Origin of the sequence: Corallococcus sp. AB049A, from assembly GCF_003668885.1 — a bacterium.
Taxonomy (GTDB): domain Bacteria; phylum Myxococcota; class Myxococcia; order Myxococcales; family Myxococcaceae; genus Corallococcus; species Corallococcus interemptor.
The window spans coordinates 1-399 of record NZ_RAWL01001378.1; the positions used below are offsets into that span (position 1 = coordinate 1).

A 399-nucleotide genomic window follows, 5' to 3' on the forward strand; every position below is an offset into this window, starting at 1 on the left:
CCTTTAGCGGCACGGGTTCGATCGCCGGAACAACGACTCTGACGAAGCGCGGTGCTGGAACGCTTACCCTTAGCAACACGGGCGTCAACACGTACAGTGGCGGCACGATCATCGAAGCCGGCCTTGTCGATATCGGTACGCTCGGCCAGAACGGTATCGGCACCGGAAAGATCACGCTCGCCGGCGGAACGCTCCGCGCCATCACGCCGACCGGGGCGAATATTACGCTCGCTCAGGAAATCGCCGTCACTGGCACGTCCACGCTGATCACTGCAAACAGTGGCACGACGGCCCGCCAGTCGATCCTTGGCGGCCCGATCACGGGCGCAGGGACACTCAACCTGACGAATGACAACACGGCGAGCGCAAAGGGTCTGGATATCGCTACCACGACCGGCT

The 399-nt window shown here is 62.7% G+C and carries 1 protein-coding gene; it reads left to right on the forward strand.

Annotation, left to right across the window (positions count from 1 at the left end):
* Nucleotides 1–399: autotransporter-associated beta strand repeat-containing protein (locus D7X55_RS42245; protein ID WP_147470550.1), on the forward strand; the 399-nt coding region annotated here is incomplete at both ends.